General features: G+C 65.5%; 18 protein-coding genes. 12 read left to right on the forward strand and 6 right to left on the reverse strand.

What is annotated here, in order from left to right; all coding sequences use genetic code 11:
- Window positions 1–205: 205 nt before the first annotated feature.
- From AC6HZP_RS03240 to AC6HZP_RS03260, 5 genes are read left to right on the forward strand one after another with little or no spacing between them, the layout of a single operon-like run.
- Window positions 206–1165 (forward strand): glycosyltransferase family 2 protein, encoded by a 960-nt coding sequence (locus tag AC6HZP_RS03240; RefSeq protein ID WP_497525376.1) that lies wholly within the window; start codon window positions 206–208, stop codon window positions 1163–1165.
- Window positions 1166–2686 (forward strand): GMC family oxidoreductase, encoded by a 1521-nt coding sequence (locus AC6HZP_RS03245; protein WP_497525377.1) that lies wholly within the window; start codon window positions 1166–1168, stop codon window positions 2684–2686.
- Entirely contained in the window at window positions 2683–3597 is a 915-nt protein-coding gene (locus AC6HZP_RS03250; protein ID WP_497525378.1) for a hypothetical protein, read from the forward strand. The genes AC6HZP_RS03245 and AC6HZP_RS03250 overlap by 4 nt, the downstream gene beginning before the upstream one ends.
- Window positions 3594–4130 (forward strand): class I SAM-dependent methyltransferase, encoded by a 537-nt coding sequence (locus AC6HZP_RS03255; RefSeq protein ID WP_497525379.1) that lies wholly within the window; start codon window positions 3594–3596, stop codon window positions 4128–4130. The genes AC6HZP_RS03250 and AC6HZP_RS03255 overlap by 4 nt, the downstream gene beginning before the upstream one ends.
- Window positions 4131–4144: 14 nt before the next feature.
- On the forward strand, window positions 4145–5401 hold the full coding sequence (locus AC6HZP_RS03260; RefSeq protein WP_497525380.1) for a DegT/DnrJ/EryC1/StrS family aminotransferase: 1257 nt from the start codon (window positions 4145–4147) through the stop codon (window positions 5399–5401).
- Here AC6HZP_RS03260 and AC6HZP_RS03265 read toward each other — a convergent pair.
- On the reverse strand, window positions 5389–7206 hold the full coding sequence (locus AC6HZP_RS03265) for a hypothetical protein (RefSeq protein ID WP_497525381.1): 1818 nt from the start codon (window positions 7204–7206) through the stop codon (window positions 5389–5391). The genes AC6HZP_RS03260 and AC6HZP_RS03265 overlap by 13 nt on opposite strands.
- Window positions 7207–7479: 273 nt before the next feature.
- Here AC6HZP_RS03265 and AC6HZP_RS03270 point away from each other — a divergent pair, with 273 nt between their 5' ends.
- The 3 genes from AC6HZP_RS03270 to ku (AC6HZP_RS03280) all read left to right on the forward strand — a co-directional run bounded on the left by AC6HZP_RS03270 (window position 7480) and on the right by ku (AC6HZP_RS03280) (window position 8893).
- Complete coding sequence (locus AC6HZP_RS03270) at window positions 7480–7797, forward strand: plasmid stabilization protein (RefSeq protein WP_497525382.1); 318 nt, start codon at window positions 7480–7482, stop codon at window positions 7795–7797.
- A gap of 81 nt (window positions 7798–7878) precedes the next feature.
- On the forward strand, window positions 7879–8052 hold the full coding sequence (locus AC6HZP_RS03275; RefSeq protein WP_497525383.1) for a hypothetical protein: 174 nt from the start codon (window positions 7879–7881) through the stop codon (window positions 8050–8052).
- Between the two features lie 10 nt (window positions 8053–8062).
- Window positions 8063–8893 (forward strand): non-homologous end joining protein Ku, encoded by an 831-nt coding sequence (gene ku, locus AC6HZP_RS03280; protein ID WP_497525384.1) that lies wholly within the window; start codon window positions 8063–8065, stop codon window positions 8891–8893.
- 29 nt (window positions 8894–8922) lie between these two features.
- Here the strand turns inward: ku (AC6HZP_RS03280) and ligD are convergent, their stop codons facing one another.
- Both ligD and ku (AC6HZP_RS03290) read right to left on the reverse strand, forming a co-directional pair.
- The gene (gene ligD, locus AC6HZP_RS03285; RefSeq protein WP_497525385.1) at window positions 8923–11547 is read right to left on the reverse strand and encodes a DNA ligase D; all 2625 of its coding nucleotides are present in this window, start codon (window positions 11545–11547) and stop codon (window positions 8923–8925) included.
- A gap of 26 nt (window positions 11548–11573) precedes the next feature.
- A complete protein-coding gene (gene ku, locus AC6HZP_RS03290; RefSeq protein ID WP_497525386.1) occupies window positions 11574–12455 on the reverse strand; it encodes a non-homologous end joining protein Ku in 882 nt (293 codons plus the stop codon).
- A gap of 232 nt (window positions 12456–12687) precedes the next feature.
- On the opposite strand from ku (AC6HZP_RS03290), the gene AC6HZP_RS03295 reads away from it, so the two are divergent.
- Window positions 12688–13446: a hydroxypyruvate isomerase family protein gene (locus AC6HZP_RS03295; protein WP_497525387.1), complete on the forward strand. Its 759-nt coding sequence runs from the start codon at window positions 12688–12690 to the stop codon at window positions 13444–13446.
- 123 nt (window positions 13447–13569) lie between these two features.
- Here AC6HZP_RS03295 and AC6HZP_RS03300 read toward each other — a convergent pair whose 3' ends face one another.
- The 3 genes from AC6HZP_RS03300 to AC6HZP_RS03310 all read right to left on the reverse strand — a co-directional run bounded on the left by AC6HZP_RS03300 (window position 13570) and on the right by AC6HZP_RS03310 (window position 17565).
- A complete protein-coding gene (locus AC6HZP_RS03300) occupies window positions 13570–15831 on the reverse strand; it encodes a N,N-dimethylformamidase beta subunit family domain-containing protein (RefSeq protein ID WP_497525388.1) in 2262 nt (753 codons plus the stop codon).
- 134 nt (window positions 15832–15965) lie between these two features.
- Window positions 15966–16286, reverse strand: a complete 321-nt coding sequence (locus tag AC6HZP_RS03305; protein WP_201402222.1) for a N,N-dimethylformamidase alpha subunit family protein — start codon at window positions 16284–16286, stop codon at window positions 15966–15968.
- A gap of 25 nt (window positions 16287–16311) precedes the next feature.
- A complete protein-coding gene (locus AC6HZP_RS03310) occupies window positions 16312–17565 on the reverse strand; it encodes an ROK family protein (RefSeq protein ID WP_497525389.1) in 1254 nt (417 codons plus the stop codon).
- Window positions 17566–17862: 297 nt separating this feature from the next.
- Between AC6HZP_RS03310 and AC6HZP_RS03315 the strand changes: the two genes are divergently transcribed.
- The 3 genes from AC6HZP_RS03315 (at window position 17863) to AC6HZP_RS03325 (ending at window position 21151) form a co-directional block, all read left to right on the forward strand.
- Window positions 17863–19308: an extracellular solute-binding protein gene (locus tag AC6HZP_RS03315; protein WP_497525390.1), complete on the forward strand. Its 1446-nt coding sequence runs from the start codon at window positions 17863–17865 to the stop codon at window positions 19306–19308.
- A gap of 95 nt (window positions 19309–19403) precedes the next feature.
- Window positions 19404–20318 carry a carbohydrate ABC transporter permease gene (locus AC6HZP_RS03320; protein ID WP_497525391.1) on the forward strand — a complete coding sequence of 305 codons (915 nt, stop codon included), beginning with the start codon at window positions 19404–19406 and terminating at the stop codon, window positions 20316–20318.
- Window positions 20318–21151, forward strand: coding sequence for a carbohydrate ABC transporter permease (locus tag AC6HZP_RS03325; RefSeq protein ID WP_497525392.1), 834 nt, complete (start codon window positions 20318–20320; stop codon window positions 21149–21151). Before AC6HZP_RS03320 ends, AC6HZP_RS03325 begins: the two co-directional genes overlap by 1 nt.
- Window positions 21152–21153: the final 2 nt, after the last annotated feature.

Genomic DNA, 21153 nt, shown 5'->3' on the forward strand with positions numbered 1-21153 from the left:
GGGCTTTAGGAATAGTCAAGAATATATTCAGGCGTCCTGAGGTTTGCGCAGGGGGATCGTTCCCCTTTGGGCGAAAGGTATCGCGATTGCCCATCATTACGTTGCGTCAGGATGGAAAGGTTCATAGACTTCCCTCCGTTCGGCTGGCGGCTCGACTGCGGATTTCCGCGGTATAGCCTGCAGGGCCAGGCGGGGGAGGTTGTAGTTGCATTACAGCTCTCGTGCAGACAGCGTCGGCGAGGCCGAGGCAGGGGCATTCTGCGCATCGCCCTTTCGCCTCGCGCTGATCATTCCGGCCTATAACGAAGAGGAAACGATCGAACAGACGATCGCCACCTTGCGCGCCCTGACGCCCGATATCTCGGCCATGGGTGGCTCGATCGAGATCATCGTCGTCAATGACGGCTCGAAGGACGAGACCGGCCTCCGGGCGGCGCAGGCCGATCACATCATCACCCATCATTCCAACCGCGGCCTCGGCGCCAGCGTCCGTGACGGACTGGCCAAGGCAAGGCTTCTCGACGCGGATATCGCGCTGAAGCTGGATGCCGACCTACAGCACGACCCGGCGGATATTCCGAACCTGATACGGCCCATCCTGCGTGACGAGGCCGACATCGTGTTCGGGCATCGGCATGCCCGCATCGAATACAGGATGCCGTTCGTCCGCCGCGTCGGGAACAAGTTCTACAATTGGATGATGAGCAAATTGACGGGATGGCCCATTGTCGATGCGCAGCCGGGCATCATTGCCTTGAACAAAAGATACCTGTCGGCATTCGATCTTCCCGGAAATTATAACTATGCGCAGCAGATACTTCTGGATTCCCGATACAGGGATCTCAAATTCTCCCAGGTCGACGTCAATTTCAGGAAGAGACGGCACGGATCATCTTTCATCACGTTTCGATATCCGTTGCTGACGACCTATCAGATCCTCGTGGTCATCGCGCTCTATGCCCCGATCCGCGTCTTCGGACGGTTTGGACTGGCCTTGTCCGGCCTGGCCGCTTCGATCGCGATCGCCGAGATCGTCCTGTTCCTTCTGAACTTCACCTCGAAGCCGGTCATCCATCCCAATCTGGTGCTCGCCCTGCTGTTTCTCGGGATACAGAGCCTGTTCTTCAGCATACTTGCGGAGATCGTGCGGACGAGGAGGTCCTGATTGACCCCCGACCGTGATCGGCCGCACATCGCCGTTATCGGTTCCGGCGCCGCCGCGGCCGGAGTGCTCCTCGCCTGCGCCCAGCGCTTCCCATCCGGTTCCATCACCCTGATGGAGCGCCGGCGCGACGACGCGCCATCCGAGCCCGGGGCGGGGCGGCAATCGGACCCCTCCTATTGGCGGGAGCTCTATGCCTCCATGCGCGCGCAGGCCGGGCGAAAATTCCCGCCACCGAAGACACGTTTCGGCGCGGTTGCGCCGCGCCTGGCTGTCGAGGGCGGCGGTCCCGTCTGGCAGAGCCGCGAGCGCGGCGGTCTCACCAACTATTGGGGTGGCTCCACGGCCGTGTTCAGGCAGCGGGACTTCGACCGATGGCCGTTCGCCCTCCGGGATCTCGCGCCGTTCTATCGGATGGCGGCCGATGCGATCGGCATCTCGGGCGAGATCGATGATCTCAGTCCGCACTTCGAGTCCGAGACGCTGAACCGCCCTCCCATCCGCGTTTCGGAGACCACGAAGCGGTTGATCGGCGCCGTCAATCGCTCGACGCCGGCCTTCGGCTTCGGCATTCGCGCCGGCATCGCGCGGCTGGCGCTGGAGACGCGCGGCGGCCACGAGCACGAATGCATCTCCTGCGGACATTGCATGGTCGGCTGCCTGCAGCAGTCCGTCTATTCGGCCCGCACGACGGTCGACCGGTTCATCCGGTCCGGGATGCGGGTACTGAGCGGCAAGGTGCTCGCCTTCGATGCACCATCGCGCCGCCTGACGCTCGAAGACGAGCAGACCGGGCGGCGCGATCAGGTCGGCCCGTTCGATCTGATCTTTCTGGCCGCCGGGTGCATCGGCACGTCCGAGATCGTCCTGCGCTCGACGAGCCATCTCGACAGTCTCGGCTTTCGCGACAATCCGGTCGCGAGCTTCCCGATCTTCTATTTGGGCCGGTTGGAGGGGGCGAGCGAGGCGGGCCATGTCGCCCTCGCCAACGCATTGCTTGCTGCCATCCCCGAGACCACATCGTCCGGACACGCCTTCTCGGTGCAGATCTACCCGTTCCTCGACCATCTGTGGCGCTACGTCGTGCCGGGCTCGGTATGGCCGCCCTTCGAGTGGATGGGACGGGCGGTGCGCCGGCGCCTGATGATCGGACGTCTCTACCTGCATTCGGATCACGGACCGCGATATTCCCTTTCGCTCGATAACCGGGGGATGCCGACCATCCGGCTCGAGCAGTCGCGCTCCGTCCAGCCGGGGGCATGGCAGGCGCTGCGGAGCGCGCTCTCGCGGCACGGGTTCTATGTCCCGCCGAAACAGCCGGTCGCGCAGCACACGAGTTCGCACTATTCCGGCAGCCTGCCCTACGGTTCGCCGGGCGGGCCGACCGCTGGCGGCGAGATCGCTCCGGGCGTGTTCGTTTGCGATTCCTCGGTATTTCCGGATGCGCCGGCCTGGTCGCCCACGCTCACCATCATGGCCAACGCCATGCGCACGGCCTCGCATGCCGGCGAGATCCTGTCGTGATGAAGGTCGCGCGCTTTCTGGGCGTGCTGATCACCCTCGCGTCCTGGGTCTATGTCGCGAGAGCTCTGGTGAAGAACTGGCAGCTGCCGGCGGATGTCTCGATCCCATCGGCAATCGCGGAGATCCTTGTCCTGAGCCTCGTCTACGTCGTCGCGCTGATGGTGCTGGCTTTCGCCTGGCAACGGCTTCTGATCTTCAGCGGCTGCGCCGGGATCCCGCCGCCGCGAGCGCTGATCATCTTCGGAAAATCCGAGGTCCAGAAATACATCCCGTCAAACGTTGTTCATTTCGTCAGCCGCTATTTCCAGGCGCAGCAATCCGGCGCCACGATCCGGCAGGTCGGCATGTCGCTGTTTCTGGAGGCGGGCCTGATCGTCTTCACCGGCGCCGTGATCACCTTGCTGGGGGATGTGGACCATCTGACCGAGCTCACGCATGTGAACCCGGTCATCTGGCAGGTGATCATCGCCCTCTGCCTGCTCCCGCTCGTGTTCTGGCACACCGCCGGCAGTCTCCTGTCGCGCTTCTCGTTCTTCCGCGCGCTGAACTGGAGCGAGCGCGGCCGACTGAGCGTCGCCGTCAGTATCCTCTGCTATCTGACCTTTTTCCTCATTTGCGGCGGCATCATCCACACGCTGGTGGCCAGGCTCGGAATAGCCGGGGCGGGCGACGGCTTCTTCAAGACCGTCTCGATCGCGGCGCTGGCGTGGGTCGCCGGCTATATTGTCGTCGGCTCCCCCGGCGGCATCGGCGTCCGCGAGGGCGTCTTGATCTACGCGCTCGCTGGTTCGGCCGGATCGTTCAGCGCCTATGTGGCGGTGACCTACCGCATCGTCACGCTCGGCGGCGAACTCTGGTTCTTCTTGATCTGTACGCTCGCGGATCGTCTCGCACAAAGGAAGGCCATATGAACGGTATCTTTTCGCCGGTTCTCGCCGACATCCGGAAGCGGAACGTCGGCCCGCAGCTGCGCGGCCGCGTGCTCGATTTTGGTTGCGGCGTCGGGCGCCTGTGCGATCTGGTCGCGGCCGATCGGTTCGTCGGCGTCGACACGGGCGAGGACGTCCTGGCGGAGGCACGGCAACGGAACCCAGGGTACACCTTCCAGCCGGTGTCGATGCTTGGTCAGTTGGGCAGCTTCGATACGATCGTCGCCATGGCGGTCATCGGCTATTTCGACGATCTCTCCCGGCTGCTCGGTTCCTTTGCGGAAAACCTGACGCCGACGGGCCGTATCGTCATTACCTCTCCAACGCGTCTCGCCGCCCACCTGCATCGGATCGGACGCACCGTCCGGCTCTTTGGCGATGATTTCTACGAGGCCGACAAGACCCTGCCGCAACGGCCGGAGTTCGAAGCGGCCTCCGCCCGAGCGAAGCTTCGCATCGTCGAGTATCAGCCGTTCATGCTCGGCCTCAATCAGCTCGTCGTCATTTCCCGCTAGATCTGGTACGCCCCATGACAGCCTGGCCGCGCTTCAAGATGTACGGCGTTCCGACGATCTTCCGGCAGGCAGTCTCGGATTTTGCCGGCGGCCGCGTGCAGTCCGGTTATGACGTCGCGGCGCTGGAGCGGGCGCTCTCAGACCTCACGGGCGCCGCGCACGCCATCGCGGTGCCGCAGGCTCGCGTCGGCATTCACCTCGTCCTGAAGTCCCTGATCGGACGATCGGGCAAGCAGAAGGTCGTGCTGTCGCCCTATACGATCTACGACGTCGTGAACATGGTCGTATCGGCCGGCGGCATTCCCGTTTTCGCCGACATCGAGCCGTGCAACGCCAATCTAGATCCCGACGCGGTCGCTCCCCTGCTCGACGACGGCGTCGCGGCGGTGCTGGTCACGCATCTGCATGGCCTGGTCTGCGATCTGGAGCGCCTCGGGTCTCTCTGTCGCGAACGCGGGATTCCGTTGGTCGAGGACGCCGCGCAGGCGTTCGGTGGACATTGGAAGGGCGCCGCGCTCGGAACCGTCGGCCTCGCCGGAGTTTTCAGTTTCGGCCGCGCCAAGAACGTGAACTGCTTCTTCGGCGGTGCCGTTGTCACGGACGATGGCGAGCTGGCGCGGGCTCTCCGAGACGAGGTCAGGGACTATGCCGCGATGGATCCCGCCAAGCTGGCCAAGCGTGTCCTCTCCTGCCTCGGATACAGCGTCGCCGTCTCGCGGGCGCTCTTTCCGCTGATCACGCACCCGCTGTATCGCTGGCTCGCATTCCGGGATCCGAAGCGCGGCGCCGAACTTCTTTCGACCGAGCGGAGCCCGGTCCTGCGGTCGTCATTGCCCGAGGCATCCAGGCGCAAACTGTCGCCGATGCAGGCGCGGTGTGCGCTGGGTCAGTTTCCCGCGCTCGCGGAGCAGCAGCGAAAGCGCGGGAAGCTGGCGGAGATCTATCGCAGCGGACTGGCGAACCTGCCGTCGCTCCGGTTGCCGATCGAGTTGCCGGGAACCGACAACGTCTATCTGGCCTATCCGATCCAGGTCCCCGATCGCGTCGCCCTGCAGCAATTCATGGTGCGCCAGGGGCGGGATGTCGTTGTCCAGCACATCGGAAATTGCGCGGACTACGATTGCTTCGCCGCGTATCGGCGGCCCTGTCCGGTCGCCCGGGACGTCGCCGCCTCCGTGCTGCTCCTGCCGACCTATCCGGACTATCCGCCGTCCGAGGCGCGCGCCAATGTCGAGGCCATCCGCGCCTTTCTCGAGGTTCATTCGCAGTGAGCGAGGTCGACGACCTCCAGCGGTCCCTGCGGGTCCCTAATCTCGATCGATGACGTCGCGCAGGCGCTTGAGAGGCCGCGAAGCGTCTCGATCTCCTCGAGCCAGCGTTGCCCGCCCTCCTTGTTGCGGCGGTCGACGTCGTTGAGCGGTTCGAAGGTCGCGAGCCATTGCTGCAACTCGCCCATGCCGAAGTTGGCGCCGCCGTCGTTGCGAAGAAAAACAAGACGATCGATGCCCGCACTTCGCAGGCGCCGCAACGTGGCATCCGGATCGCCGACGACGGCGGCATGGTCGCCCATCATCGTCTTGTTGGAAAAGGGCAGGGCCCCGGAGGGGCAATCGATCAACATAACAGTGCCGGCGCCATCGAGGGCGCGGTCCAGCGTGCCCCGCGCCTCCGGCTGGAGCGACCAGGAACAGATCAAGGGATCCGACCGTGCCGGCGCGGCCACTCTCGGCCACTGCATCGCCACGGCCAATCCGAGAACGACGACGCCTGACATCGAGAGCAGCACCTGACGTCGCGACCGATCCAGTCCGTACCTCCGCGCGAGGTCGAGCAGGGCAAAGGTCATGGCGGTGAAGAGGACGCCGTCGATGACCGGGATATAGTAGCGCTGCAGCTCGATGAACCGCGCTCCCGTCTTGACGACGACAATCGCGGTCGTCGCGCCGGCGAGTAGCAAGAACATCGCCAGGATTCCGTATTTCTCGGCCGACGGGCGGCTTCCATGCAGAAGCGCCGCGGCGAGGGCGACAAGCCCGAGAAAGAGCAGGGCGAGACGCGAGAGAAACGGGACGTCGCCGATACCGACCCGCATCAGCCTGACGATTTCGGCTACCGATCCCACCGGCAGATAGTCGCTGCTTTGCGTCGATGTGAGGCCGCCCGTGTCCCTCAGAATGATGGCGTACCAAAGCCCGGCGGCCACGGCGGCGACACAGAGGATCAGAACGGAGCGCCGGTAGCGCTCGCGCCAGACCGTGAGCCCGATGGCCGCCGCTGCGATCAGGGCCAGTTGCGGCCGCGCCGTCGCCGCCAGGATCGGGATGATGGCGCTGACGAGGACGTACCGATGGGGCGTCCTCGAAAGGCTGAGGCTCACGAGAACAGCGGAAAATCCCCCCATGCAGATCGCCATGCCGAGATTGGTCTGGGAGGGCTGCAGGATCAGCATGCCCGCGAGGGCTGCGAAGAAGGCAAAGACGAAGCCGGTGCCGACGAGGAGCGCCGCGAACAGGAACAGGACGACGGCAATCGCGGAGTCGATCGAGGCGACGTAGGCGGTGCCGGCGGGCCCGGCCGAGAACAGCGCCTGGAGGAGGGTCCAGCTGCCGAGGTTCGTCGGCCGCCTGTCGCTGAAATATTCGACGACCGCGCCGGTATTCAGCATCTTCTCGATGAAGAACAAGTATTCCGGATCGTCATAGGGATTGATCGCGGGGCGTGCCAGAAGCGATAGCGCCAGAGCCGCGGCGGTATAGAGCCACCAAATCCGCCGCTCTCGCAACCAATCCCGCAGCCGGCGCCGTTCCGTCGACGCGATGGCGATAAGGGCGGCGGCGACAGGAACGGCCAGCATAGCGGCACGCGTCACATATCCGGCGGCGTAGATCGCGCTCAGACACAGCCACAACGCCGAAATGCCCAAGAGAACCGACCAGGCAAAATCGGCCGACCGCATTCCGGCCGCTGGCAGATCGGCCGGCATAGTCGCCCCGCGCCGGGCGAAAAAACCCGAAAGGGACAGGCCAACAAGATCGCAGGCGATCACGATGAAAATCGCCCAGCCGAGAAAGGCCATGAACGTCCAGAAATCAGGCATCGCCTATCTCCAACAGAGCCAGGCCGGCTGTACCCAAAGTGATTTCCTGCTTGGCCCTCTATGGGCCGAGGACCATTCAACTCGACGTCAGCGATTCGCGCACGCAAGTCGACGTATTCGTTGCGTCCTCAGCTTGCCGCGCCATGCCGATCTTCTGTGCCGACGGATACTGTCGCTAAGGAAGTCGCCTCCAGATGGAACCCTCGGCTCGCGGCTGGCGTTGAGCCTCGTCCAGACAGACGGAGGTGTGTCATGCCCCGGGGTGACAAATCGAAATATACCGACAAGCAGGAACGCAAGGCCGACCACATCGCGGAGAGCTATGAGGAGCGCGGCGTCTCCGAGAAGGAGGCCGAGCGCCGCGCCTGGGCGACGGTCAACAAGGACGATGGCGGCGGCAAGAAATCCGGCTCCGGCCGTGGCGCCCATACCGGCCATCCGGCAGCCCACAAGGGGGGCGAGAAGGGCGGGGCCGCCTCGGCGGCGCGATCGGCCGCCGATCGTTCCGCCTCCGCCAGGAAGGGTGCTGCGACCCGCAAGCGCAACGCCGAGCATCGCGCGCATAGCTAGCGCGCCGGGCAGGATACCCGAAATATCAAGGCTCCCGCCGCCGGTTGATCCGAGCGGGAGCCCCAGCCAAGGGAGGCGGGAATGGACCAGAGAGTGGGCCGGCTACCGCAGGAACCCGAACCCTCGGAGGAACCTCGCGCCAGCACCACGGCAGCCCGCCAGGGCATCGCGCCGCATCGGCTGCGCTACATGCTGGGCGCGGGTATCGCGGCGGTCGTGCTCGGCTTCCTCGCCGTTTATTTCCTCGTCGGGTGAGGGGGCGATCATGGCGCCGCGTTCGTTCTGGAAAGGCTATCTGAAGCTCTCGCTCGTCACCTGCCCGGTTGCGATGGTTCCGGCGACGACCGACAATGAAAAGGTGCGCTTTCACACCCTGAACCGCGCCACCGGCAACCGCGTCGTCAGCCAGTATGTCGATCAGGAGACGGGCGAGGCCGTCGAGGACGACGACCAGGTCAAGGGCTATCCGCGCGGCGAGGACGAGTATCTGATGCTCGAGGACGACGAGATCGCCTCCGTCGCGCTGGAAAGCACGCGGACGATCGATATCGAGAGTTTCGTGCCGGAGGGTGACATCGGCTGGATCTGGTACGACAAGCCGCATTACCTCGTGCCGGACGACGCGGTCGGCGAGGAGGCCTTTTCGGTCATCCGCGACGCCATGGCATCGACCGGAACCGTCGGCATCTCGCGGCTCGTGCTCTATCGGCGCGAGCGCGCCGTCCTGCTGAAGCCGCGCGATACCGGCATCGAGCTCTGGACCCTGCATTTCGGCGACGAGATCCGCGAGGAAGGGCTCTATTTCGAGGGTATTCCCTCCGAAAAGACCGATCCCAAGCTGATGGAGATGATGCAGGCCCTGATCCGCCAGCGCACCAAGGCGTGGTCGCCGGCGCTGGTCAGCGATCCCGTGCAGGAGAAGCTCCTGGAGATCATCGCCGCCAAGAAGAAGGGCAAGAAGCCCGCGACGTCGAAGGCGCCGCCGAAAACCGAGGGCAATGTGGTCAGCATTCTCGACGCCCTGAAGCGGAGCCTTTCCAGTGAGGGAAAGAGCTCTCCCAAAGGCGCCTCGAAGGGCCCACCCAAGGACAAATAGCCTCGAAAGTCGTCAGGTCTCGAAAGCCGTCAGGCCTTGGCCGGTTGTTTCTTCACCGGCTGCTTTGTCTCGCGGAGCGGCGCGGCGGCCTTGCGGAAATCCGCCCAGGGGTCGCGCGCGAGGGCGGCGAGCCGGGTCGGCATGTTGAGCACCGTGAAATAGGAAGGTCCGATGCCCGGCGTCAGCTCCTCCCAGGCGAGCGGCGCCGAGACGGGCGCACCGGGACGCGCCCGGGTCGAATAGGGCGCCACCGCCGTCTGGCCGCGCTGGTTGCGCAGATAGTCGATCAGGATCTTGCCCGGCCGCTTCGCTTTGGTGATCGTCGCGACATAGTGGTCGGGACTGTCTGAAGCCATGGCGTCGGCGAGGCCCTTGGTGAAAGCCTTGACCGCCGGCCACTCTGCTTTCGGTGTCAGCGGCGCCACCACATGCAGGCCCTTGCCGCCTGAAGTCTTGACGAAGGGTTCGAGGCCGGCGTCGCTGAGGCGCTGGCGGACTTCGCCGGCCGCGGCGATCACGGTCTCCCAGTCGACGCCCTCGCCGGGGTCCAGATCCATGATGATCATGTCCGGTCGTTCCCAGTCGGCGATCGTCGAGCCCCACGGGTGGATTTCCAGCACGGCGGATTGAGCCAGGGCGATCAGCCCGTCGAGATCGGTGATGCTGATCAGCTGCTCCACCGCCGCCGTCGACGGATCGTCGACCAGCCGGATCGCGGCGTTGAGGCCCTTCCAGGCATTCTTCTGGAAGAACTGTTCGCCGGTTATGCCGCTCGGACAGCGCAGCAGCGACAGCGGCCGGTCGGTGACGAAGGGCGCGATATGCGGCCAGATCTCGGCATAATAGTCGGCGAGGCCCTCCTTGGTGACGCCCGCGTCCGGCCAATAGATGCGATCGGGATGGGTCAGCTTGATGCCGTGGGACTCAGCCTCGGCGGCATCCTTCGCCTTCGCCGCCACCTTTCCCTTTGCCTTGCCTGTCTCGGACATGGTTGGCATCTCCCGGGTGATCTCGTCGGCGGGCTTGTCTTCCCGCAGGCCGCGGAAGGCAGCGTGGCGCAGATGCCCGTCCGCCGTCCAGGCGCGATATTCGATCTCGGCGACCAGATCCGGCCGCACGAAGCGAACCTGTCGGCCTTCCTCCGCCGTCAGCGGGCGGCCGAATGGGCTCGTCGTGACCCGCATCCGCTCCAGCGTCTGGAACAGGTCTTCCGCCAGCCGGGACGAAAAGCCGGTGCCGACGCGGCCGACCGGCTGCAGGGCTCCATTCTCGTGAACGCCGAGCACCAGCGACCCGATGGCCCGGCGCGACGTCGTCGAAGGAACATAGCCGCCGATGACGAATTCCTGCCGCTGCGAGCTCTTCGTCTTGAGCCAGGTCTTGCTGCGGCCGGAGCGATAGGGTGAGTCCAGCACCTTCGAGACGATGCCTTCGAGACCGAGCCGCTGTGCATGGTGAAAGACTACCGCGCCGTCTTCCTCGAAGTGCTGGCTGAGACGGAGCAGCGGCGCGCCGTCCGCCACGACCTGCGCAAGAACCTGTTTGCGCTCGGAAAGCGGCAACTCGCGAAGATCGTAGCCGTCGAGATAGAGGAGGTCGAAGGCGTAGAAGATGAAGCGATCGGAACGGCCCTCGCTCAGATCCGCCTGGAGGGCGGAGAAATCCGAGGCTCCGTTCGCGGTCTCGACCACCAGCTCGCCGTCGATCAGCGCCGTGCCGAGGGGCAGCGCCTGCAGCGCGGCGACGATCTCCTTGCCGAACTTCTTGGTCCAATCGAGCCCGGTGCGGGTCAGGAGCTTCACCCGCCCGGCCGCGACATGCGCCTGCAGGCGGTAGCCGTCGAACTTGATCTCGTGGATCCAGCGCGCGCCGGCCGGCGGGGTGTCGGCCAGTGTCGCCAGCGCCGGTTCGACGAAGTTCAGCATACGCGCCTTCTTCGCGCCCGGGAGCGTCGCCGGATCGGGCAGGGGCGGGGGCGGCTCGGGCGTCTCTTCGGCCTTGGCCGCGCGGGACGCTGCCTTCTTCCTGGCTGACTTCTCGATCTTGCCGGTCTTCGACGACCAGCCGGGCACCTCGTTCTCGACATCGGAGATGGCGCGCCCGGTCTTCACCGAATCCGGGAGCTCGTCGAGAATGTCGGGCGCGCCGGCCGGACGGGCCTCCTCGTCCTCGGCCTTGATCAGCAGCCAGTTCTCGCGCTTCTCGCGCGGCTTGCCGTGCATCTTCACCAGATGCCAGCGGCCATGCAGCTTCTCGCCCTTCAGCTCGAATTCGAGATGGCCCTTGGCGTAACCCTTGTGCGGATCGCCGACCGGCTCCCAGCTGCCGCGATCCCAGAGCAGCACAGTGCCGCCGCCATATTCCCCCTTCGGGATCGTGCCCTCGAAGCCGCCATATTCGAGCGGGTGGTCCTCGACATGCACGGCGAGCCGCTTTTCCGACGGATCGAGGCTCGGCCCCCGCGTCACGGCCCAGCTCTTCAGGACGCCGTCCATCTCCAGGCGAAAATCATAGTGCAGCCGCGTCGCGTCGTGCTTCTGGATGACATAGCTGAAGCCGGGCTTCGCCTTGGTTCGGGCCGGCTTGCGGCCGGCCGGTTCCGGCGTGGTCTTGAAGTCGCGCTTGCTGCGATAGGTTTCGAGCGTCGCGGCCATGTCGGCTCGCCCTCATCCGGTTTCGGTCAACTGGCCTTGCGTCTCGGCGCGGCAGGCTTTGCCGGCTTTGTCGTCGCGGTGGTCTTTCGGCGTGCCGCCGGCGGCTTTTTCGCGGCGGCGGCGCCTTTTTGCTGCGTGACACCGGCGCTTTCGCGGAGCGCCGCCATCAGATCGACGACCTTGGCCGTCTTCTGCGGCGCCGGCGGCGTGAAGCTCTTGCCCTCGAGCTTCGCCTTGACGAGCTCGCCAAGCGCTTCCTCGTAGCGGTCGTGGAAGGCGGCCGGATCGAAGCTGCCGCGCTTGGTCGAAATGATGTGCTCGGCAAGCTTCAGCATCTCGCCTTCGAGCTTCAGCTTCGGGATATCGTCGAAGACCTCCCGCGCCGGGCGGACGGCGTAATCGAAGCTCAGCGTCGTCGCGACCATGCCGTTGTCCTCGGCGCGGATCAGCACGCTGCGCATCCGGCGGAACAGGACGGCGCGCGCGATCGCCACCGCGCCGCTTGCCTGCATGCCGTCGCGGATCAGGGCGTAGGCTTCCTGGGCCGGCTTGTCGGCGGGCGCGAGGTAATAGGGACGGTCGAAATAGATGTCGTCGACGGCATCGAGCGGCAAGAAGGTCTCGACCGCCAGCGTCTTGTCGCTTTCGGGCTGCGCCGAGGCGATCTCGTCCGCGTCGAGCTGGACATACTCGCCCGATCCGATTTCGTAGCCCTTGACCTGATCGTCGGTCTCGACCGGCTTGCCGGTATCCTGGTCGACGAACTGGCGGCGGATCCGGTGGCCGGTGTTGCGGTTGATCGTGTGGAAGGCGATGCGGTCCGAGGTCGACGCCGCCGTATAGAGCGCGACGGGACAGAGGATTTCGGCGACCTTGAGGTAGCCCTTCCAAATCGCCCTTGGAGCCATCGACCGTACTCCTACGCCACGCCCACTTTTACAACGCGACTGCGCCACGTCCGCGCGACGACCACCCTCCGGCGCGGGCGAACGAGGAGTCCAACGAGGTTTTCGCAATTCGGTTCCGGAGGAATCCGCGCGAGGCGGAGATTGAGCCGGATTGGCGGTGCGGCTATCGTCGGTTGTGTTCGAGCCGGTGATGCCGGTCCCCGCCTTTGCCTCCATCCAGATTGACAGGTCCATGCAGTATTCCGCCTGCCTCGAATGGCTCTTCGCAGCCGAAGCGCCCGATTTCGCCGATCGCATCCGTCTTGCGCAGAAGACCGGCCTCGCGGCGGTCGAGTTCTGGCATTGGCGCAACAAGGATATCGACGCCATCGCCGCCGCGCTGGACGAGACCGGCATGAAGGTCGCCGGCTTCGTCGCCGAGCCGATGGTGCCGCTGACCGATCCGGCGAAGCACGCGGAATTCCTTGAGGGCCTGAAGGCCTCGATCGATGTCGCCCGTCGCCTCGGCGCGCCAGTGCTGATCGTGCAGGCGGGCGCCGATCTGCCGGGCCGGACGCGCGCCGAACAGCGCCTGGCGCTGACCGAGGGCCTCGCCCGTTCGGCCGAGGTCCTGGCGGGTTCCGGCGTGACGCTGGCGGTCGAGCCGCTCAACACGCTGGTCGACCATGTCGGCTATTTCCTGCCCTCGACCGTCGAGGGTCTCGACATCGTAGACGAGGTCGGCCGGCCGGAAATCAAGATCCTCTACGACATCTACCATTCGGCCGTGATGTCGGAGGCGATCGCCGACGTGCTCGCTGGCCGGGTCGACCGGGTGGCCCATGTGCATCTCGCCGACACGCCGGGCCGGCACGAGCCGGGCACCGGCGCCCTCGACTGGCAGGCGCGCGTCGCCTGGCTCGCGGCGAATGGCTACCAGGGCCTCGTCGGCCTCGAATACAAGCCGACGACCGATACGGTTTCGAGCCTGAAGCAGGTTCTCGCGGGCTGAGGCCGCTCTTTCACCTCTCCCTCAGGGAGAGGTCGACGGCCGAAGGCCGGCGGGTGAGGGTTTACGGCCTGGGAAGCAGGAAGGATGACGGCGGCAGGAAAACCGCCGCCATCCTCAGGCTTCTTACGCGAACGGCGTCTCGTCCAGGAAGCGCTCGAGCACGTTCCAGGTGATGCGCGAGACGTTGTTGTCGTAGTTGTTGTGCAGCAGCGAGCCGCACCAGGCGATCGACGAGGTGGCGAACAGCGCGCCGCCGGACGGCGTCTCGCCGAAGGCGAGATCCGCGTGGACACGCTCGTTCTGGTCGCCGCCGAGATTGGGCGGAACCACGCCGAACTCCTCGTTGACCAGCATCATCATGCCGCTGTGGCCGTCCGAGGAGGCCAGGCGGAGCATGTTCGGCGGGCCGCCGAGATTGGGCGTGATGCAGTCGAGCTCGATGCCGGCCGCGCCGCCGCCGACGAGGCCGAAATCGCCGATGATCTCGTCCGGCACGTCCTTGAAGATGAACGCCGCGCGCGGATTGTCGGCGTCGGGTGCTCGGCGGTAGTAGGTCGAGACGTCGAAGCCCTGGGCGATGAAGCCGACGCCCGCCATGACGTTGGGCGCGCGGCCGATGCGGCGCCAGAGGCCGCCGAACTCGCCGTTGAAGGACTGGTAGTATTCGCCGGGCTCCGCCGCCCAGGTGCGGATGCCGTCCTCGGCGCGGCGCACCTCGATGACGCCGGGCTCCGTCTTGTGGAAGCCGATGCGCCAGTACCAGCCATTGCCGCCCATATACATGAGCCGGCCGCCGCGATCGATCCACGCCTTCATGCCGTCCCACATCGCCGTCGAATGGTATTCGGGATGGGTGCCGGTGATGACGACGCGGTAGTCGGCGAGGAGGTCGTAGCCCTCTTCGTGCAGGTCCTCGTCGGTGATCAGATCGTAGTCGACGCCCTTGTGGTCGAGCCAGTCGAACAGGTGCGTGTCGGCATTGTACTGGTAGAGCGCCGAGCCGGGGCCACCGAGCCAGGAATGATAGCGCGGCGAGAAGTTCAGATTGGGTCGCAGCCGGCTCGAATAGCAGACGCCCGAGCCGTCAGCGTGGGTGTCGTATTGCGAGCCGCCGATCTCCGGATGGTCGTACATGTAGAGATCGGCGTGGCCGAAGGTGAGCAGCCGGCCCATCTGCCGCTCCGCGCCGCGGGCCGTGATGTGTTCGGCGTGGTTGCAGTAGGAGAGGTAGGACATGGTCGGCGCCAGCACGAGGACGGACGGGCGCTTGCCGCGCTTCGCCTTGTCGCGCGGCGGGCGGACGAAGAACGGGATGTAGGTCTCGCGCGTCGCCGTCTCGTCACTGTCGCCGGCGCGGGCATGCAGCGCATAGGCACCGCTCCTGAGATCCTCGGGGATCGTCAGCGCGACAGAGGTCTCCCACCCGGCGTCATAGATGTCGTCATGGTGGAAATGCACCGCGCCGTAATGCTCGGGCTTGTTCGGCCAGGCGTGTTCCTCGCCGGTCCAGTTGTGCCCCTTCATGCCGCGCGCCGGCATCTGCATCAGCCGGCCGTGCCGGCGGAAGGGGCCGACGTCCACGGCCCGCACGCTCTCGATCTCGCGCGAAAAATCCCAATGCGCGATCAGCGCGTTGCGGATATCGCGCGGCGCGATGCCGCCGAGGAGCGCGTCGTGATCGGCGTGGGTGTGCAGGCCCGTCAGCAGGATCGGCCCGTCGATCTTGCCGTCAAAATGGTGGCCGGTCGTACCGTCCGTCTCCGGCCGGCCGGCGAGGTGGAAAGCGACCGGCGCCGGCTTGACGGCGAGGCGGACGCGGCCGCGGAACTGGCCGTGGTCGCGGATCACCGCGAAGGGCACGAGCGGGCGCTGGTCGAGCGTGACTTCGCCGCTGACCGGATCGAAGGTTACGGCCAGCTGATACCACTGCCGCTCCAGCATCGGATGATCGACGCGGACGGTCTCTACCCCGCCGGCGCCGTCGCCGATGGTCAGCGACAGGCGGCCCTCGTCGCCGATGCCGATCGAAAAGCCGGCGTTCGTCGCGGCGTCCCATTGCGCGGCGATGACCTGTTCGCCGCGCTTCGGCAGCGTCGGCCAGACGAAGCCGAGAAAGGTGAAGGTCCGCTCGGTGATCGCCGGCAGGCCTTCGGCGATCATGTAGGAGCCGGCGTCGATGCGCTGCGGCTTGCCGGCATGAACGCCGTCGATTTCGGTCGGGATGTGGGGAAATTTGAGGCCGGGGCCGGCCGGGTTGCAGTCGCCATTGACGACGCGGACCAGCCGGGCTTCGAACGTTTCGCCCTCTTCGAGCGATATCTTGAAGGCGATCTCCTCGCCCGGGGCAACGCTGTAACGGTCCGGATAACCGACGATCTTGAGCATGGAATGAAGTCCAGATTGGCGCGTGAAACGGGATCGCCGCGGCCGGCGATCGACTGTTCGGGAACCGCGTCTGAAGCGTTTTCGAGCGAAGTGAATACCGGTTCGCGTAAAGAAAACGCGACAAACAAAAGGTTCTAGTCGCGGAGCGGCCGGTTGATGCTTTCGCCGGTCAGAAGGCGCCAGCGACGGCGGAAGACTTCCCATTCCGCCTCTTCGATCTCAGTGAAGACCGGCCCGTCCTCGATCGCGATCGGCTCGCGACGGTCGGCCGGCATCATGCCGAGCACCCATTCCTCGAACGGACGCTTGCAGACGAGCACCACCTGCTTTCCGGACGGATCGTGGCGCATCGTGTTGAGGAGGCGTTGCAGGCCCGGGCTGTGCGCCCCAATCGGCTTCTGGCGAAATTCCTCGATGTAGTGTCGATCTTTCTCCGGATCGATCTTGTAGACCATGAAGCACTCCCCCTGCATCGGCACTCTACAATGGAAACTGAAACAACTCCGACAAGACGAGACCCGCCGCGCCCAGCAAGGCCGCGCGGTCCTCCGTCTCGCCGATCGCGAAGCTGATCTCCCCCCCGCTTCGCGATGGTACGAGGGCGCGCACGTGTCCGGCAATCGCCTTCGCCATGATTTCCCCGCCACCGACGACGTCGCCATGCAGCACGTAGAAGTTCGGCGCCACGGTCTGCTGCAGGTTGGCGATGCCGACGGCGACGTTGCGGGCATAGCGGTCGAGCAGGTCGGCCGCCCCCGGCGCGCCCGCCTGCGTCAGGCTGACAAGCCGGCGTGAATTGATCTCGTCCGGCGCGTCGATGCCGATTTCGCGGGCCTGGCGGCGCAGCCAGCCGAGCGTCGCGATCGTCTCCCAGCAGCCGCGCCGTCCGCAGGCGCAGAGGTCGCCGTCAACCTGCACGAACGTGTGGCCGAGCTCGCCGCCGGCGCCGCTCTGGCCGCGATAGAGATGGCCGCCGAGATAGAGCGCGCCACCGAGCACCTCGCCCGTATAGACGGCGGCGAAGGTCTGCATGCCGCGCCCCTTGCCGAACCAGCGGTCGCCGACGAGCAGCGCGCGCGGATGGTGGTCGAGCAGGGCCGGCAGGCCGAAGCGCCTGGTCAGCATGGCGCCGAGCTCGAAGCCGTTCAGGGCCGGCGCCAGGTTGACGGCGATGATGGCGCGGCGCTCGGTGTCGACCATGCCGCCGACGGCGACGCCGATGCCGAGCGGTTCGCGCCGGGCTGCCGCGAGCGTGCGGGACGTGCTGCGTTCGATGGCACGCTCGATGTCCGCGATCCCGGGATGTCCGACCGGGAAGGTCTCGCTCGCCTCGGCCGAGATCGTGCCCTGCAGCGTGACGAGGCAGGTATGGACGGCGTCGGGCATCAGCATCATGCCGCAGATCGGCCGCGCGTCGGGCGAGAACCAGAGCGGACGCGCCGGCTTGCCGCCGGCCTCGCTCGGCGGGATCGGCTCGCCCTCGACCAGGACCTGCTGATCGAGCAAGGGCTGCACGATGCCGGAGATGGTGGTGCGGTTGACGCCGGCGAGCCGTGCGAGCTCGGCCCGGCTGGTCGGGCCGAGGTCAAACAACGCCTGCAGGACCCGCCCCCGATTGGCCGAACCGACCATGGCGGAGGAGAGCAGGGAACGACTTGGCCGGGCGGTCCGGAAGTCGCTCGCGGCGTCTTCCTCATCCGTTGCCCAGCGCTGCTCTGAAGGTTCGCGCTCCAATCCGTCCTCGTTCTGCTTGCGGCGGCCATTTGCGGGAATTCCGGCTTCCATACCGGAAACCGGCTCGCCATGCGTGCTTCCCTTGCGGCTTCCGAAATAATTCTTAGCCCAACGTCGCAGCGTTGACGAGGTAAAATGTTTGTGCGAGCCTCATACTAACAAGACGATCGAGACGCCGTGACAGACTTCGATGGGAACCGAAGTGTGCAACGCAGCAATCAACGGCGTTCGTGATGATCAACGAGCACCCGGCATGGACCGGGCGCCGGCCAATGCTTCCAAGAGGAGAGTGGGGACATGTCTGGATTCGATTTCAATATTTCCCGTCGCGGCCTGCTGAAAAGCGGCGTCGCCTTGGCCGGCACGGCAGCGATCGGCGGCGGCCTGGCGCCCCGCCCGGCGCGGGCGGCCGACACGACCCTGCGCGTTCTGCTTGCCGGTGACCCGTTTTACTACGCGATCGAGGGCCTGAAGGACCAGTTCCAGCAGGAGACCGGCGTCAAGCTGGCGATCGAGGCGATCTCGCTCGAGGCGCTGCAGGCGCGGCTCACCTCGTCCTTCATCAGCAACGAGCCGGACGCCGACGTCATCTCCGTCGACCAGATGTGGCTCGGCCAGTATCTCGAGAGCAAGTGGATCCACCCGCTCAACGAGTTCATCAAGGCGGACAGCGACACGCATATCGAGGACTTCATTCCCGAGGTCCTCTATTCGATGAATACATGGCGCGGGCAGGTCGGCACGCTTCCTGTCGCGGCCTATGGCCAGATGGTGCTCTACCGCAAGGATTTCGCCGACAAGGCCGGCATCAGTGTGCCGGAGGACGGCAGCTGGACGTGGGAGCAGTATCTCGCCGCCATCCAGAAGATGCACGGCCAGGATTTCGACGGCCACAAGATGGTCGGCACCGTGCTCGCCGGCCAGCAGCCGGCGCCGATCGTGCACATGTACAGCCAGCTCGCCGCCAGCATGGGCACGCGCTGGTTCAAGGACTTCCCGGCCGGCACGCCCTGGGACTTCCAGCCGACCATCAACAGCCCGGAAAATCTCGCGGCGCTGAAGCTCTTCGGCGATCTCTACAAGAATGCCCCGGCGGAATCGGTCGGCTACAACTGGTTCGACGCCGGCATGCGCTTCGCCAAGGGCGATATCGGCATGTTCTACTGGTGGACGCCCTATGCCTACCTTTGCAAGAAGGACGGCTACATGAGCGGCAAGGACTCGGTCGTCGCTGACAAGCTCGGCATGGCCCGCCTGCCCAAGGGACCGGGCGAGCAGGTCGTCTCGCTCGGCGGCCATAGCCTCGGCATCACCGCCAACACCCCCAATCGCGATGCCGCGTGGCAGTTCGTCAAATGGGCCACCTCGGCCAAGACGCAGAAGGCGATGGGCCTCTACAACAAGTATGGCTACCAGTTCTCGGACTTCGCCCGCCCGTCGCTCTACAAGGACGCGGAGCTACTGAAGATCTATCCGCACCTGACCGCCCAGCTCGGCGATCTCGAGCGCGGCAACGGCAAGGTCGTCCGTCCGCCCGTGCCGGTCTACACGACGCTCGAGGGCATTTACGGGCTCAACCTCAACAAGGTCCTGACCGGCCAGCTGACGCCGGAAAACTGCCTTTTGGAGACCTCGACCTTCTTCGAGACCATCCTCAAGGGCAATTTCCTGATCCCGTATCAGCAGGCCTCCTATGACGACACGCTCGCGGCGACCGAGGCTCTGATGAAGTCCCTCGCCTGAACCATGCGGCCGGAAGCCTCCTGCGAGGTTCCGGCCCACGAAGGGCGGACCGGTTGCTCCCGGCCGCGTCCGCCCTCTTTTCGATTGGAGCGTCCATGTCCGCTGTCACTCTCGCCGCGCCGCCCCGGGCGCGACGGCGCCTGCCCGACTATACGCCGTGGCTCCTGATCAGCCCGTCGATCCTGCTGCTTGTCGCGCTGATCGCCTTTCCCTTGCTCTTCGCCCTGAAGAACAGCTTCTACTTCTGGAACCTGCAGATGGGCCCGGCGCCGATGGGCTTCATCGGGTTCGACAACTACAAGATGGCGCTGTCGAACGGCATGTTCCTCGGCTCGCTATGGACCACGCTGCAGATGACGCTGGTCGGCACCGTGGTCGAATTCTGCCTCGGTCTCGCGATCGCGCTGCTGCTTCTGCGCCGGCTGCCCGGCATCAAGTTGACCCGCGTGCTGCTGATCATGCCGACCACGATCGCGCCGATCGTCGTCGGCTTCCTGTTCCGCTACATGTACGACCCGAATGGCGGGCTGATCCCCTGGCTGCTGACATCGGCCGGCATCCCGCTGCCGGCCGCCGGCCTGCTCGGTTCGCCGTCGACCGCGCTCTGGGCGGTGCTCTTCGCCGATATCTGGCAGTGGACGCCGTTCTTCGCGATCGTGCTCTACGCGGCGCTGCTCGCCGTGCCCGGCGAGATCGTCGAGGCGGCGCGGGTCGACGGCGTCTCGCCCTGGAAGCAGCTTCTGCACGTCAAGCTGCCGCTGATCCGCAAGACGGCGCTGATCGTCGTCATGCTGCGCTTCATGCAGATCTTCAACACCTTCGACCTGGTGGTCGTGCTCACCAAGGGCGGTCCGGGAACCGCCAGCCGCACGCTCGGCTACAGCCTGTATCAAGCCGGCATGGTCGATTTCAACATCGGCCTCTCCAGCGCCATGACCTGGATGATGGTGATTATCGTCAACGCCATCATCGGCCTGTTCGTCTTCTTCGCGTTCAAGGATTGGGACTGATGGAAGGCTCGGAAAGCGCTACCGGCCGCTGGCTCGGCATCGCAGCCATGGTGCTGCTGCTCTTGGTCTTCATCGGTCCGATCCTCTGGTTCATCCTGCTCGCGATCCGCCCGGCCGACACCTATTTCGCCATGCCGCCGGTGCTCTCCTTCACGCCGAACTGGGAATCGATCCGCTACACCTTCTTCGACCCCGGCAACAACGCGCCGCAGCTCGGCAACAGCCTGATCGTGGCGATCGGCGCCGTGGCGCTCAACCTGCCGTTCTCGTTCCCGGCGGCCTATGCGCTGTCGCGCTACAGGATCCGCGGCCGCAAGCACATCATGCTCTGGTATCTCGGGCTGTTGATGGCGCCGCCCGTCGCCTTCCTCATTCCCTATTCGGTCCTCGCCAGCATGGCGGGGGTGAAGGGCACCTATTTCTCGATGATCCTGATCTCGCAGACCCTCACCATTCCGTTCTCGGTCTGGCTGATGCGGAGCTTCATCGACGAGGTGCCGATCGAGATCGAGGAAGCGGCCCGCATCGACGGCGCCGGCACGACGACGATCCTGCTCAAATTCATCCTGCCGATGGTGATGCCGGGCCTGATCGTCACCTCGATGTTCGCCTTCGTGTTCTCGTGGAACAACGCGGCTTTCCCGCTGGTGCTCGCCAACCGCAGCACGACGACGCTGCCGGTCGGCACGCTGCAATATTTCGGCACCGCCGGCGTCACCTGGGGCTTCATCGCCTCGGCCGCCGTCGCCGCCATGATCCCGCCCATGCTGATCTTCCTCGTGCTCGACCGCTACGTCGTCCGAGGCCTGACCTTTGGTTCCGTGAAAGGATGATA

It is taken from the genome of Kaistia sp. SLG-1, from assembly GCF_059699055.1.